The sequence below is a fragment of the Streptococcus sp. SV2 genome (assembly GCF_030440175.1).
In the GTDB taxonomy this organism is placed as follows: domain Bacteria; phylum Bacillota; class Bacilli; order Lactobacillales; family Streptococcaceae; genus Streptococcus; species Streptococcus raffinosi.
This window is the reverse complement of sequence record NZ_JAQFJQ010000004.1, coordinates 110,378-124,113: the sequence shown is the minus strand read 5'-3', so window position 1 is coordinate 124,113 and position 13,736 is coordinate 110,378. Positions and strand designations below refer to the sequence as shown.

Here is a 13,736-nt window from a genome sequence, read left to right as displayed (position 1 = left end):
ACTGTCGAAAGGAAATAAGATGGCAAATATATTACGCAAAATCATTGAAAATGATAAAGGCGAAATTAAGAAACTAGAAAAAACTGCCAAGAAAGTTGAGGGCTATGCAGATGCAATGGCAGCCCTTTCAGATGAAGAACTTAAGGCAAAAACAGATGAATTTAAAAAACGATATCAAAACGGAGAAAGCCTAGACCAACTCTTGCCAGAGGCATTTGCGGTTGTTCGTGAAGGGGCAAAACGTGTCCTTGGACTTTTCCCATACCGTGTGCAAATCATGGGTGGTATTGTTCTTCACCATGGTGACGTACCAGAAATGCGTACAGGGGAAGGGAAAACCTTGACGGCGACAATGCCTGTTTACCTTAACGCTATTTCAGGTGAAGGTGTACACGTTATTACCGTTAACGAATACCTTTCAGAGCGTGACGCAACTGAAATGGGTGAGCTTTATAGTTGGCTTGGCTTGTCAGTAGGGATTAACCTTTCTGCCAAATCACCAGCTGAAAAGCGTGAAGCCTATAACTGTGATATCACTTACTCAACCAACTCAGAGGTCGGTTTCGACTACCTCCGTGATAACATGGTTGTTCGTAAGGAAAACATGGTACAACGTCCTTTGAACTATGCCTTGGTCGATGAGGTTGACTCAGTTCTTATTGATGAAGCTCGTACACCATTGATTGTATCAGGTCCTGTAAGTTCAGAGACTAACCAGTTGTATCATCGTTCAGATGCTTTTGTTAAGACATTGACTGAAGATGATTATGCTATTGATGTTCCAACCAAAACCATTGGTTTGAATGACTCTGGTATTGATAAGGCCGAAGAATTCTTCAACTTGGACAACTTGTACGATATTGACCATGTAGCCTTGACTCACTATATTGATAATGCTCTTCGTGCCAACTATATCATGTTGCATGATATTGACTATGTGGTAAGTCCGGAGCAAGAAATCCTTATCGTTGACCAATTTACTGGTCGTACTATGGAAGGTCGTCGTTTCTCTGATGGACTTCACCAAGCTATTGAAGCTAAAGAAGGCGTACCAGTTCAAGAGGAAACCAAGACATCTGCCTCAATCACTTACCAAAATATGTTCCGTATGTACAAGAAATTGTCAGGTATGACTGGTACAGGTAAGACTGAGGAAGATGAGTTCCGTGAAATCTATAACATGCGAATCATTCCGATTCCAACCAACCGTCCAATTCAACGTATTGACCATGATGACCTTCTTTACCCAACCTTGGATGCCAAATTCCGTGCGGTAGTGCAAGATGTCAAACGTCGTTATGAAAAGGGTCAACCAGTTCTTGTTGGTACCGTTGCCGTTGAAACATCTGACTTGATTTCTAAAATGTTGGTTGAAGCAGGTATTCCTCACGAGGTGCTTAATGCCAAGAACCACGAAAAAGAAGCCCATATCATCATGAATGCGGGTCAACGTGGTGCCGTTACGATTGCGACCAACATGGCCGGTCGTGGTACCGATATCAAACTTGGTGAAGGTGTTCTGGATCTTGGTGGACTTTGTGTCATTGGTACAGAGCGTCACGAAAGCCGCCGTATTGATAACCAGTTGCGTGGTCGTGCGGGACGTCAAGGGGACCCAGGTGAATCTCAATTCTACCTCTCACTTGAAGATGAATTGATGCGTCGTTTTGGTTCTGATCGTGTCAAGCATGTCTTGGAACGCTTTAATGCTGATGATGAAGATATTGTCATCAAATCACGTATGTTGACTCGTCAAGTGGAATCAGCTCAAAAACGTGTTGAAGGGAATAACTACGATACACGTAAACAAGTCCTTCAATACGATGACGTTATGCGTGAACAACGTGAAATCATTTACGCTGAGCGTTATGATGTTATCACAGCAGAGCGTGATCTTGAACCTGAAATTAAGGCTATGATTAAGCGTACAATTAATCGTACGGTTGAAGGTCACAGTCGCAATGATCAAGATGAAGCTCTTAGGGCAATCTTGACGTTTGCCCGTCAGGCCTTGGTTCCTGAAAATGCCATCTCACTTAAAGACTTGAAAGAAGTGGGTGAAGTCACTAAACGTAGTGTTAATTATGAAGCTATTAAAGTTTACTTGAATGAATTAGCAGATGATGTTTATGATCGCCAAATCAAGAAATTACGTTCAGAGGAAGCTATCCGTGAGTTCCAAAAAGTTTTGATTTTGATGGTTGTTGATAACAAGTGGACAGATCACATTGATGCCCTTGACCAATTACGTAACGCTGTTGGTTTGCGTGGTTATGCGCAAAACAATCCAATTGTTGAGTATCAATCTGAAGGGTTCAAGATGTTCCAAGACATGGTTGGAGCGATTGAATATGATGTGACACGTACCATGATGAAAGCACAAATCCACGAACAATCTCGTGAAAATGTGAATGAACGTGTTTCAACAACAGCAACAGGTAATATCCAAGCACAACAGACAGATGCGAATGGTCAGGATATTGACTTTAGTAAAGTTGGTCGTAATGATTTCTGTCCATGTGGCTCAGGTAAGAAATTTAAAAATTGTCACGGTCGTAAGCAATTTTAGGAAAAAAGAAGTAGGTAATTATTATGGTTTTTAAAGCAGTAAGTAAAAAAATTGATTTTGATGCAGTTAAAGAATCAACTACATTGACAGGTGAAGCTCTTGCCAAGAAACAAGCACGTGATAAAGAACTTGAAGCAATCATTAAGGGTGAAGATGATCGTACGCTAGTGGTTATCGGTCCATGTTCATCTGATAATGAAGAAGCCGTTCTTGATTATGCTCACCGTTTGGCTAAACTTCAAGAAGAAGTTAAAGACAAGGTCTTTATGGTGATGCGTGTTTATACAGCTAAACCTCGTACAAATGGTGATGGTTATAAAGGGCTTGTGCACCAACCTGATGCTGAAGGAAAACCAAACCTTATTAACGGAATTAAAGCTGTGCGTAACCTTCACTACCGTGTTATCACTGAAACTGGCATTACGACTGCCGATGAAATGCTTTATCCAGAAAACCTTACATTGGTAGATGATCTTGTATCTTACATTGCCGTTGGTGCACGTTCTGTAGAAGACCAACAACACCGTTTTGTGGCTTCAGGTATTGATGTTCCAACTGGTATGAAGAATCCAACATCAGGTAACCTTAACGTGATGTTTAACGGTATTTATGCTGCACAAAACAAACAAGATTTCCTCTTTAACGGTGAAGAAGTGCAAACTTCAGGTAACCCATTGGCACACGTTATCCTTCGTGGTTCAACGAACGAATATGGTAAAAACGTGCCTAACTTCTACTATGATGATGTTCTTGATACAATTGAACATTATGAAAAAATGGGTCTTGAAAATCCGTTCATCGTTATTGACACAAACCATGATAATTCAGGTAAACGTTACTTGGAGCAAATCCGTATCGTTCGTCAAACCTTGATTAACCGTGATTGGAATGAAAAAATCAACAAAGTTGCACGTGGCTTCATGATTGAATCTTACCTTGAAGATGGTCGTCAAGATGCACCAGATGTTTATGGTAAATCAATTACAGACCCATGTCTTGGTTGGGCTAAGACAGAAGAATTGGTTCGTGAAATTCACGACACTTTGTCAAAAAAATAAGATAACAGAAACCATATGTGGGGAGTGAGCCGTTTGGGTGACCAAACGGTTCGCTCTCTTTTCGCAAAGAGAGGGAATTAAATGGGAATTCACCAAAATAGTCCGCTTATTGATGCGGCGGAAGTTAGAAAATTGCATGCCCTTACAGGAGATGCCTTAGCAGCCAAACAAGCTAATGATGAGGCTTTGGCAAAAATTATCAAGGGGGAGGACAAACGTCTCCTCTTGGTTATCGGTCCATGTTCATCTGATAATGAAGAGGCTGTTCTTGATTATGCCCATCGTCTGGCTCAGCTTCAGGAAGAAGTGAAAGACAAGATTTTCATCGTTATGCGTGTTTATACAGCTAAACCACGTACTAATGGAGATGGTTATAAAGGTCTTATTCACCAACCAGATGCAGAAGGTGACGTTGACCTTCTTGCAGGAGTTAAGGCTGTTCGTCACCTGCAATCACGTATTATTATTGAAACAGGTTTGCCTATTGCAGACGAGATGCTTTACCCATCAAACCTTGACTTTTTTGAGGATTTACTTAGCTACCATGCTATTGGCGCACGTTCGGTTGAAGACCAAGAACACCGTTTCGTGGCTTCTGGTATTGACGTACCAACCGGCTTTAAGAATCCAACATCAGGTAATTTGAATGTGATGTTTAATGGTATCTATGCTGCGCAGAACCAACAGCATTTCATTTTTAATGGAGCTGAAGTCAAGACAGATGGGAACCCATTGGCGCATGCTATTTTGCGTGGGGCTAACAATGAAAATGGTCAGAATCTTGTCAATTACCACTATGAGGACTTGGTTAAGGCTTTGGATAAATACAGTACCTTTGGTTTGGAAAATCCATTTATTCTTGTTGATACCAACCATGATAACTCTGGTAAAAACTTTATTGAGCAGGTTCGAATTGTGCGTGAAGTCCTTCTTAACCGTGAGTGGGATGAGCGTATTGCAGATACTGTGCGTGGCTTCATGATTGAGTCTTATCTTGAGGATGGTCGTCAAGATACGCCTGAAATTTACGGAAAATCAATCACAGATCCGTGTCTTGGTTGGGCTAAGACAGACAGTCTTATTCGTGAAATTCACGACCGACTATAGTAAGCAGCTATGATTATTGGACATGGTATAGACTTGCAGGAAATTTCAGCTGTGAAAAGGGCTTATGATCGCAATCCACGTTTTGCAAAGAAGGTCTTGACGTCAAAAGAATGGGAGCGCTTTGAGTCTCTTTCTGGGAGTCGTCAGATGTCCTATTTAGCAGGACGTTGGGCCGGTAAGGAAGCTTTTTCAAAAGCTTGGGGAACTGGAATTGGAGCGGTCGGTTTTAAGGATATTGAAATTTTGAACAATGACAAAGGAGCTCCTGTGGTAACCCAGTCACCTTTTGAGGGGAAAGTCTTTATCTCGATTTCCCATAGTGGTGATTTTGTTCAGGCAAGTGTCATTTTAGAAGAAAATTAAAAGATAGGTGTTGTAAGAGGATAGCTTATGATTTCAAGTTTACATCGACCAACCTTGGCAAAGGTTGATCTATCAGCAATTTCAGAAAATATTGAACAAGTGGTTAGTCATATTCCTAAAAAGGTGAAGACTTTTGCAGTGGTTAAGGCAAATGCTTACGGTCATGGAGCAGTCGCAGTGGCTAAGCAGGTGTCTGAACAGGTAGATGGTTTTTGTGTGTCCAATCTGGACGAAGCGCTTGAACTCCGTCAAGCTGGCTTAGAGCAGCCAATACTCATTTTGGGAGTGGTTTTGCCGGATGGTGTTCCCTTGGCTATTCAAGAAAATATTACTCTAACGGTGGCTTCACTTGATTGGTTGGAAATAGCCAAGGAACAAGGACTTGATTTGACAGGCTTGACCTGCCATATTAAGGTTGATTCAGGTATGGGTCGCATTGGGGTACGTAGCCTAGAAGACGCAGATAACTTGATTGCTGGTCTGAAATCACTTGGTGCCGATGTTGAAGGTATTTTTACCCATTTTGCAACGGCTGATGAGGCGGACGATAGTAAATTCAAGTGCCAATTGGCCTTCTTCACAAATTTGGTGGAAAATTTGGCTGACCGTCCTCGTCTGGTACACGCAAGCAACTCAGCGACAAGTATCTGGCATGCCGAAACCGTCTTTAATGCGGTACGTTTGGGTGTTGTCATCTATGGTCTCAATCCTAGTGGTAGTGCTTTGAATCTTCCTTATAAGATTCGTCCTGCCCTAAGTTTGGAAACAGCTCTTGTTCATGTTAAAACCTTACCAGCAGGTCAAGATGTCGGTTATGGTGCCACTTACACAACGACGACTGACGAGGTTATTGGAACGATTCCAATCGGATATGCGGATGGTTGGACTAGAGATTTACAAGGTTTTCACGTTATTGTGGATGGTCAATTTTGCCCGATTGTTGGGCGCGTGTCTATGGACCAAATTACCATTCGCTTGCCTAAAGTCTATCCCCTAGGTACTCCTGTTACGCTTATTGGCGAAAATGGGAGAGCAAGCATCACTGCGACAGAGGTGGCTGAAAAACGTGGTACTATCAACTACGAAGTTCTTTGTTTACTTAGTGATCGTGTCCCTCGCAGTTATGAGTAAAAAAGAGGAATCCAGCTTTCGGCTGGATTTTTTGCTTTTCGTGAAGACTCATCCCATGTGATATAATAGCTGGTAAGACTTCCTCTTTTACGAGGGACAGAACACGATAGAAATGATAGAGGATATGATTCAATTAGATTCACCAATTGCGGATTTGAAAGGGTTTGGGCCTAAGTCCGCTGAAAAATTTACCAAATTAGATTTGCACACGGTTGGGGACCTCTTGCTTTATTTTCCTTTCCGATATGAGGATTTTAAGAGTAAATCTATTTTTGAACTGATGGATGGCGAGAAGGCTGTTATTACGGGAACAGTGGTGACGCCTGCCAATGTGCAGTATTATGGCTTTAAACGTAATCGTCTGAGCTTTAAAATCAAGCAGGGTGAGGCTGTGATTGCCATTAGTTTCTTTAATCAGCCTTATCTTGTGGACAAGATTGAGATGGGGGCAGAAGTGGCTATCTTTGGCAAGTGGGACCAGAAGAAGTCGGCTGTGACTGGTATGAAAGTCTTGGCTCAAGTTGAGGACGATATGCAGCCGGTTTACCATGTGGCTCAAGGTGTCAGTCAAGCTCAGCTGATAAAGGCTATAAAGGCGGCTTTTGAAAGTGGGGCTATTGAGTTGTTGAAGGAAAGTCTTCCTCGGGTGCTGATGGACAAGTATCGTCTCATGGGACGTCAAGAGGCTGTGCGTGCCATGCATTTTCCGAAAGATTTAGCTGAATATAAGCAGGCCCTACGCCGAACAAAGTTTGAGGAACTCTTTTATTTTCAAATGAACTTACAGGTGTTAAAGGCTGAAAATAAATCGGAGACTAATGGTATAGCAATCGCTTACGATGAAAGTAAAATCAAAGCCAAGATTGCTGCCTTGCCTTTCCCCTTAACAGAAGCCCAACAGCGCAGTTTATCGGAAATCCTAGCTGATATGCAATCTGGAGCTCACATGAACCGTCTCTTACAAGGAGATGTGGGTTCAGGGAAAACAGTTATCGCTAGCTTTGCCATGTATGGGGCTTACACGGCAGGATTTCAGTCTGCCCTTATGGTACCGACGGAAATCTTAGCAGAGCAGCATTATCAGAGTTTGCAAGGCCTTTTTCCTGAGCTAGAGGTGGTCCTCCTAACTTCTGGGATGAAGGCAGCGGATAAGAAAGTAGCTCTTTCCAAAATTGAATCTGGAGAGGCTCAGATGATTGTAGGGACTCACTCCTTGATTCAGGATGCTGTGACTTATCATAAACTTGGGTTGGTTATAACCGATGAGCAACACCGTTTTGGGGTTAATCAACGTCGTATTTTCCGTGAGAAGGGAGACAATCCCGACGTTCTCATGATGACAGCGACCCCTATCCCTAGGACCTTGGCTATCACTGCCTTTGGGGAGATGGATGTATCTATCATTGACCAGATGCCAGCTGGTCGTAAACCCATCATTACTCGTTGGGTTAAACATGAGCAGCTGGACACCGTACTGACTTGGATCAAGGGTGAGTTGGAAAAAGATGCTCAGGTCTATTTTATTTCTCCTTTGATTGAAGAGTCTGAGGCACTTGACTTGAAAAATGCCGTTGCTCTTCACCAGGAACTCACAGAGTTCTTTGGGGATTCAGCTACAGTAGCTCTGATGCACGGACGCATGAAAAATGATGAAAAAGACCAAATTATGCAAGATTTCAAGGACAGAAAATCTCAGATTTTAGTATCAACCACAGTTATCGAAGTAGGTGTTAACGTGCCAAATGCTACAGTTATGGTTATTATGGATGCGGATCGTTTTGGACTTAGCCAGCTTCACCAGCTTCGAGGACGTGTAGGTCGTGGCGATAAGCAGTCCTACTGTATTTTGGTGGCTAATCCTAAAAATGATACTGGTAAAAAACGCATGCAGGCCATGTGTGAGACCACGGATGGCTTTGTTCTAGCTGAGGAGGATCTTAAAATGCGTGGCTCAGGTGAAATCTTTGGGACACGTCAGTCAGGTATTCCTGAATTTCAAGTGGCCGATATTGTGGAAGACTACAATATCTTAGAGGAAGCCAGACGGGTGGCTAGTCAAATTGTCTCTGACCCTAACTGGCGAGAGAATCCTGAATGGCAGGTGCTAGGAGCTTATTTGAGAAGCCAAGGAGAGTTTGATTGAGGAGAAAACTAATGAACAAAAGACGGTTAAAACTAGATTTTTTTGTTATCTTGCATCCCTTGTTTCTTATAATGTTAGGTCTCTTATTTTATTTGTTCGCCTTCATCTTGATTTGGTTTATTACTGGATTGGTAGAGATGATACAAGGAAAGATGGACTTTCATACCTTATATTTTTATTCACTTTTGATCTCTCTACTGTGTTCAGTACTATTCATTATGTATGTAGCTGGTTTCATAGCTCAACTCATTATTCATCTTTGTCATCAAAGGGAAAAAACGCTTCTACCGGTTTGGTGCATGCTTACGGCTGTCCTAGTGCTAGTGCCAGTCTTTGAAGAATTTAGTCTTCTAGGTTCCACTTTGAATTTTAAAGGTTATTTTCTTTCCATAGTTGCCTACATTGCCTACCTCTTTACAAAAATACCTAAGGTTATCGAAGGTTATCGCTACCATGCGACAATTCGTTATGCTGTCTGGGTGGCTTTGGTGCTGGGCATTATCTTATCGATGTTATAGACATATCAACTCTCAGTAAACAACTGAGAGTTTTAAGTTTCCTTCAAGCTTATTAAAAGCTTTTTTTAAGTTAGGGAACCTATAATAAAACCATCAAAACGAGATAGGTTTTGAAAATAAAAGGTTTTGGCTAAGCCAACTCATTCCTAAAATGGAGGACATCATCATGACAGTAAAAATTAAAGTAACCTACAATCCAAATTTCCAAAAGCATCCTCAAGACTTTAAGGTTTATCAAGACTAGTATTGAGCTAGGAAGAGGCAATATTTTCCACTATTCTACGGCTTTCATTCCTCAGTTTCCCAAAATCCCTTTTTCCTTTTTTCATAAACGTAGAATCCCTTTTCCTAAAAAACGAAAAAGCCTAGACGTATGAACGACCAGTCTAGGTGACTAAAATAAGAAGTGCAACCAGTTAAGATTTTCTTAACTGGTTTTAGTGTTTTTATGGATTTTGGTTAAAAAATATCGAAAAACGATAAAAATGTGTTGACAAGGAGAAATAAAGAGTGTAATATATAATTATCGAAAAACGATAATAAGTTTTCGATAAAGATAACCTTATTCGCGAAAAAGAGAAATTATTTACTAAAACTATTTAACAAAGGAAATACTTATCATGAAAACACTTAAACCAATCATCAACGCTCTTCTTATTCTTCTTATGGCAATCTACGGTCTTGCAATGCTTGCTTTACTTATCCTTCCTTTTGTGAACGTGGCCAATCTTTTCCCAGGTGCAGAGGTTCAATACCTTTCTGGCTGGGGTTACTGGCTGGTCGCAGAGCTACAATTTGCCTTCTATCTTGCCTTGATTTGGCTCCTTCGTAAAGAGCTTAAAGACTTTACTTGGAAGGCACTTTGGACAGAAGATTTCTCTCTTTTCTTGAAAAAGTCTGCCCTTCTAACTTTTGTGCCATCAGCCTTGAATATCTTCTTGCAGTTGGGAACGACAGATCACCTAGTAATGGACTTTAGTACATCAGTTTGGCTCTTCTTGGTCTCTCTAGCTTGTGATGCTATCCGTCTTCGTAAGGGACAAACAGCTGTCAAATAATTGAATGTATCTTAGTTGAAAAGTAGTAAAATCTTATCTATAAACTAGTATTTTATATTGATATTCGATATAATTGATACTGTTAATAGTTAGCTACTGATTTAGTATAAGGTCAAGGGCTCCTAGAGGCACCTTGGCTTTTTATAGTCTATGCTCCTAAAAAATCAAAATGTCTTTACAATAGAGGTAACACATGACAACTATCTTATTCTATTTTTTAATCGTCCTAGCCTTGGCTGGCTCTAGTTATTATGGTTGGAAATCGGCTAAAAGTGCTAAAAATCGTCAGGAGACGCAAGAACAAAAACGTCTGCGTAGTGTTCTTCTGTTCGTTAATGTCCTCCTTTTTGCGGGCTTTTTAAGTCTTGTTATTACCATTCTTAATGACGCCTTTATTTTGATTGGTCACGAAGGACTCTTACAACAAGGTTTGCGTATGCTTCTTGGGTCGGGAGTTACCGTGAAAAGCAAGGGTCCTAGTCTGACGCTTTTTGCAGCAACCATTGATTTCCTTCGTATGGTAGTCAACATAGGTTTCTTGTTGTGCCTACGTGCCTTTCTGATTAACCTTTATCGTTCTGATATTTTCATCGCTAAAAATGCTAAGTTGGTTCGTTGGTCAGCGCATTTGCTAGTTCTTGGGGCTTTTATCAATAATGGTATCTTTACATTTGGAACTGGCAACCAGAGTTATAGTTTCTTTAACATCAGTTATTTGCTAGTTAGCTTTGTCCTCTATGCTGTCGCTATGATTTTGACTAAGGCTAATGCCGTTGCTGAGGAAAATGAGTACACGATTTAGGAGGGGCTTATGATTATTGTCAATTTAGACGTTGAACTTGCCAAGAAGAAGATGCGCTCGGGTGAGCTGGCAGAACGCATTGGCATTACCCCAGCCAATCTCTCGGTTCTTAAAACAGGCAAGGCCAAGGCAATCCGTTTTACGACTCTGGATGCCATTTGTAAGGAATTAAATTGTCAACCAGGGGATATTCTTGAATATAGACCAGACGAAGAAAACTAAAAGCCTGAAGCAGTTAAATCACCTTTCTAGTGACCATGCTTCAAGCTTTTTTATTTTTTCTTCATCCATGCAATCAGGGCTAGACTGGCTAATACAGTACCACAGACCATGGCGACATGTGTCTGTGAGACGGTTAGTTCATAGTGGAAATCTTTATTTTCCAATTTATCGGTTGCTTCAATGCTAAGTTTCATGTCTTATCCCTCAATATAATCTTTCAATTCTTGGCCTTCTAGTCCTGCACTAAGTGCAATGAGGAGTTTGAGGCGAGCCTTTGGTGCATTGAGTTCCTTAACAAACATAACGCCTGCTTCTTGGAGTTTAACGCCACCACCTTCATAGGCATAGACAGGTTCGGCGATACCGTTAAAGCAACGGGATACGAGTACAACTGGCACTCTCTTGTTCATAAGTGACGTAATTTCTCTTGCAGCTAGTGGTGGTAGGTTTCCGGCGCCTAGTGCCTCAATGACTACCCCGTCAATTTTTTCAGGATCTAGGAGGCTGATGATGCCATCGCCAATTCCCATACCAGCGTAGGCCTTAATGATTGGCACAGTTCCTGAAATTTGTTGCAAGTCAAAGCGAACACGAGGTTCAGCCGTCTTGAACCAAAGAATGTCGTGTTTCATGATGATTCCTAGAGGGCCATGAGTGGGCGTGTGAAAGGTTGCTACGTTTGTGGTATGTGTCTTGGTCACATACTTGGCTGCATGGATTTCATCGTTCATAACGACTAGGACGCCTTTATCGGCAGCCTCGTCATTGCTTGCGACACGAAGGGCTGAGAGATAGTTGTAAACGCCATCGCTTCCCAGTTCGTTTGATGAACGCATGGCACCTGTTAGGACGACTGGAATCTCAGGAACAGCCATAGTATCTAGAAAATAGGCTGTCTCTTCAAGGGTGTCTGTGCCGTGGGTAATGACCACACCATCATATTGTCCAGCTGTTTCCTTGATTTTTTTATAAATATCAAGCATGTGGTAGGGGGTGATATGTGGACTAGGAATGTTAAGAAAATCCAGAACGGTCAGTTCTAGGTTGTCCAAATCAAGTCCAACATGGTTCATGGGATTATCAGTGTTTTGACTGACCTTGCCATCGTCATCTGATGACATGGAAATGGTTCCTCCAGTATGAAGGACGAGAATTTTTTTTGTCATTTGGATACTACTCACTATCATATTTATGTTATAATTTATTTTAGCATAAATGTTAGACGGAGGGGGAGCCAAGTGGCGATTAAAGCAGTCTTTTTTGATATTGATGGGACTTTTTTAAATGACCGAAAACGTGTGTCAACTTCAACCAAAAAGGCTATCAGTCAGATGAAGGAAGATGGCATTTTGGTTGGTTTGGCGACAGGCCGTGGGCCAGGATTTGTTCAGCCTTTCATGGATAATCTAGGTCTGGATTTTGCGGTGACGTATAATGGTCAGTATATCCTTACTCATGACAAGATTCTCTATCAAAATCAACTCCCTAAATCAACGATTTACAACTTGATTCGTTATGCGACCAAGCAACGTAGAGAAATTTCTCTAGGTACAAGTACGGGTCTTGTCGGTTCTAACATCATCAGTATGGGGACTAGCAAGTTTGGTCAAATAGTGAGTCGTATCGTGCCCAAATCTTGGGCTAAGATGGTGGAACGTAGTTTTAAGTCTCTCATTCGTCGTTTTAAACCACAGAGCATGGAAGCTCTCAAAACCATTATGCGTGAACCGGTCTACCAAGTAGTTATGGTAGCGACAGTGGGTGAGACTCAAGCTATTGAGGAGAAATTCCCACACGTTAAGATTACTCGCTCAAGTCCTTATTCTGCGGATATTATTTCTGCTGGGCAATCTAAGCTCAAAGGGATTGCTCATTTAGGTGAGGTATTTGGTTTCGAGCTCAGCGAGGTTATGGCCTTTGGAGATTCGGAAAATGACCTGGAAATGTTGTCTGGTGTCGGTATCGGTGTTGCCATGGGAAATGGTGAAGATGAACTGAAGGATCAGGCGACCCATGTCACGGACACCAACAACCAGAATGGGATTGCCAAAGCCCTATCACACTATGGCCTGATTCACTTTGAAACAGAAAATTCATTTACCAGTGATGATGACAACTTTAACAAGGTTAAGGATTTCCATCACTTGATGGATGGCTCTACCAATGATATGCCTCGTGTCTATAGTATTGAGGAAGCTAGTCATCGTTCGGATTTCAAGTTGGAAGAAATCGTCGAATTCCTTTATGCTTCATCAGGTGGGGACAAGCGTGTCTTTGGACAGGCTGTTTTGGACCTACATGCTGCTCTTGATAAGGCAGCTCTCAAGGTTAGCTCTAAAGAACATTCAGAGTCAACGATGGTTGGTCAGGTCGATGCTTTGACGGATTTGCTTTACTTGACTTATGGCTCCTTTGTCCTTATGGGTGTGGATCCTAAGCCTTTCTTTGATACGGTTCATGAGGCTAATATGGGTAAAATTTTCCCAGATGGTAAGGCTCATTTTGATCCAGTGACCCACAAGATTCTGAAACCAGATGACTGGGAGGAACGCTTTGCGCCAGAACCACATATTAAACTGGAGCTGGATCGTCAGATTCAAAAATCTCTCCAAAGAAACAAGTAAAATGATTGAGTCTTAGTAGAGGTCTACAGATATTTTTGCCTGTGCTAATAAGGTTACATAAAGAATTTTATATCGTATTTAATAAAGGTTTGGACAACTTGTACCAAACCTTTTTCTAATGAAAATGGCATTTAATAATGT

At 41.5% G+C, this 13,736-nt stretch carries 13 protein-coding genes; 11 read left to right on the top strand and 2 right to left on the bottom strand.

All coding sequences use genetic code 11. The features are described 5' to 3' along the window. Positions 1–19 precede the first annotated feature (19 nt). From secA to PCY14_RS03665, 10 genes are all read left to right on the top strand, one after another. Positions 20–2,569: a preprotein translocase subunit SecA gene (gene secA, locus PCY14_RS03710; RefSeq protein ID WP_008535577.1), complete on the top strand. Its 2,550-nt coding sequence runs from the start codon at positions 20–22 to the stop codon at positions 2,567–2,569. Between the two features lie 23 nt (positions 2,570–2,592). After that, entirely contained in the window at positions 2,593–3,627 is a 1,035-nt protein-coding gene (locus tag PCY14_RS03705) for a 3-deoxy-7-phosphoheptulonate synthase (protein ID WP_002889248.1), read from the top strand. Positions 3,628–3,708: 81 nt separating this feature from the next. After that, positions 3,709–4,734, top strand: a complete 1,026-nt coding sequence (locus PCY14_RS03700; protein WP_021152564.1) for a 3-deoxy-7-phosphoheptulonate synthase — start codon at positions 3,709–3,711, stop codon at positions 4,732–4,734. Between the two features lie 9 nt (positions 4,735–4,743). Then, a complete protein-coding gene (acpS, locus tag PCY14_RS03695) occupies positions 4,744–5,097 on the top strand; it encodes a holo-ACP synthase (protein ID WP_008535572.1) in 354 nt (117 codons plus the stop codon). 27 nt (positions 5,098–5,124) lie between these two features. Continuing rightward, positions 5,125–6,228 carry an alanine racemase gene (gene alr / locus PCY14_RS03690; RefSeq protein ID WP_021152563.1) on the top strand — a complete coding sequence of 368 codons (1,104 nt, stop codon included), beginning with the start codon at positions 5,125–5,127 and terminating at the stop codon, positions 6,226–6,228. Positions 6,229–6,352: 124 nt separating this feature from the next. Next, on the top strand, positions 6,353–8,371 hold the full coding sequence (gene recG, locus PCY14_RS03685; RefSeq protein ID WP_042772006.1) for an ATP-dependent DNA helicase RecG: 2,019 nt from the start codon (positions 6,353–6,355) through the stop codon (positions 8,369–8,371). Between the two features lie 299 nt (positions 8,372–8,670). Continuing rightward, a complete protein-coding gene (locus PCY14_RS03680) occupies positions 8,671–8,889 on the top strand; it encodes a hypothetical protein (protein WP_021146474.1) in 219 nt (72 codons plus the stop codon). A 620-nt stretch (positions 8,890–9,509) separates the two neighbouring features. Beyond that, positions 9,510–9,947, top strand: coding sequence for a hypothetical protein (locus tag PCY14_RS03675; protein WP_021152561.1), 438 nt, complete (start codon positions 9,510–9,512; stop codon positions 9,945–9,947). 193 nt (positions 9,948–10,140) lie between these two features. After that, complete coding sequence (locus PCY14_RS03670) at positions 10,141–10,749, top strand: DUF2975 domain-containing protein (RefSeq protein ID WP_021152560.1); 609 nt, start codon at positions 10,141–10,143, stop codon at positions 10,747–10,749. A 9-nt stretch (positions 10,750–10,758) separates the two neighbouring features. Further along, complete coding sequence (locus PCY14_RS03665; RefSeq protein WP_002889236.1) at positions 10,759–10,971, top strand: helix-turn-helix transcriptional regulator; 213 nt, start codon at positions 10,759–10,761, stop codon at positions 10,969–10,971. A 50-nt stretch (positions 10,972–11,021) separates the two neighbouring features. Here PCY14_RS03665 and PCY14_RS03660 read toward each other — a convergent pair whose 3' ends face one another. Continuing rightward, positions 11,022–11,165 (bottom strand): hypothetical protein, encoded by a 144-nt coding sequence (locus PCY14_RS03660; protein ID WP_192805709.1) that lies wholly within the window; start codon positions 11,163–11,165, stop codon positions 11,022–11,024. A gap of 3 nt (positions 11,166–11,168) precedes the next feature. Beyond that, positions 11,169–12,137 (bottom strand): asparaginase, encoded by a 969-nt coding sequence (locus PCY14_RS03655; protein WP_164376166.1) that lies wholly within the window; start codon positions 12,135–12,137, stop codon positions 11,169–11,171. Between the two features lie 72 nt (positions 12,138–12,209). Here PCY14_RS03655 and PCY14_RS03650 point away from each other — a divergent pair, with 72 nt between their 5' ends. Beyond that, entirely contained in the window at positions 12,210–13,595 is a 1,386-nt protein-coding gene (locus PCY14_RS03650) for a Cof-type HAD-IIB family hydrolase (protein WP_008535564.1), read from the top strand. The last annotated feature ends 141 nt before the right edge of the window (positions 13,596–13,736 follow it).

What these genes read in the sequence shown, in the direction of transcription:
- secA (WP_008535577.1), top strand. Translation starts at nt 20, where the DNA reads ATGGCAAATATATTACGCAAAATCATTGAAAATGATAAAGGCGAAATT.
- PCY14_RS03705 (WP_002889248.1), top strand. Translation starts at nt 2,593, where the DNA reads ATGGTTTTTAAAGCAGTAAGTAAAAAAATTGATTTTGATGCAGTTAAA.
- PCY14_RS03700 (WP_021152564.1), top strand. Translation starts at nt 3,709, where the DNA reads ATGGGAATTCACCAAAATAGTCCGCTTATTGATGCGGCGGAAGTTAGA.
- acpS (WP_008535572.1), top strand. Translation starts at nt 4,744, where the DNA reads ATGATTATTGGACATGGTATAGACTTGCAGGAAATTTCAGCTGTGAAA.
- alr (WP_021152563.1), top strand. Translation starts at nt 5,125, where the DNA reads ATGATTTCAAGTTTACATCGACCAACCTTGGCAAAGGTTGATCTATCA.
- recG (WP_042772006.1), top strand. Translation starts at nt 6,353, where the DNA reads ATGATTCAATTAGATTCACCAATTGCGGATTTGAAAGGGTTTGGGCCT.
- PCY14_RS03680 (WP_021146474.1), top strand. Translation starts at nt 8,671, where the DNA reads ATGCTTACGGCTGTCCTAGTGCTAGTGCCAGTCTTTGAAGAATTTAGT.
- PCY14_RS03675 (WP_021152561.1), top strand. Translation starts at nt 9,510, where the DNA reads ATGAAAACACTTAAACCAATCATCAACGCTCTTCTTATTCTTCTTATG.
- PCY14_RS03670 (WP_021152560.1), top strand. Translation starts at nt 10,141, where the DNA reads ATGACAACTATCTTATTCTATTTTTTAATCGTCCTAGCCTTGGCTGGC.
- PCY14_RS03665 (WP_002889236.1), top strand. Translation starts at nt 10,759, where the DNA reads ATGATTATTGTCAATTTAGACGTTGAACTTGCCAAGAAGAAGATGCGC.
- PCY14_RS03660 (WP_192805709.1), bottom strand. Translation starts at nt 11,165, where the DNA reads ATGAAACTTAGCATTGAAGCAACCGATAAATTGGAAAATAAAGATTTC.
- PCY14_RS03655 (WP_164376166.1), bottom strand. Translation starts at nt 12,137, where the DNA reads ATGACAAAAAAAATTCTCGTCCTTCATACTGGAGGAACCATTTCCATG.